The sequence below is a fragment of the Pseudomonas sp. PDM05 genome, from assembly GCF_014851685.1.
Lineage (GTDB): Bacteria > Pseudomonadota > Gammaproteobacteria > Pseudomonadales > Pseudomonadaceae > Aquipseudomonas.
In genome coordinates, this window is sequence record NZ_JACVAC010000044.1 from 1 (window position 1) to 474 (window position 474).

At 47.9% G+C, this 474-nt stretch carries 1 protein-coding gene; it reads right to left on the reverse strand.

Features of this window, described 5'->3' with window-relative positions:
• Positions 1–110: 110 nt before the first annotated feature.
• A partial coding sequence (locus IB241_RS28105; protein WP_192301280.1) for a hypothetical protein occupies positions 111–474 on the reverse strand: 364 nt, incomplete at its 5' end.

The window sequence follows — 474 nt, forward strand, 5'->3', positions numbered from 1 at the left end:
CCCTCCTTCCCCTCCTCTTCTCTTCTCTACCACTTTAACTCTTCTCTCTTGATTTTTTTCCCCGTTGTTCCTTCCTTCTCTCTTTACTTTCTTGCTTCCTCTCTTTCCTTTTACCCCATTCCTTTTTTTTTCCCCCTCTTACCTTTCAACTTTCCTTTCTTTTTTTCTTTCTTTCTTTCCCTTCTTTTTTCCTTTTCTCCCCCCTCTCTTCTTCCTTCTCTCTCCTTTCCCTTTTTTCTTCCTCCTTTTTCCTCTCCCCCTCCCCCCCCTTCCTTCCCTTTCTCTCTCCCTTCCCTCCTTTTCCCCTCCCCCTCCCCTTCCTTTTTCTTTTTTTCCTCTCCCCTCCTTTCTCCCCCTTCTCCTCTCTCTCCTTCCTCCTTCTTTCTCTTCTCCCCCTCTTCCTCTTCCTCCTCTCTTCCTTTTTTCTCTCTCTTTTTTCTCCTTCTCCTTCCCCCCCCCCCCTCTCCCCTCTCC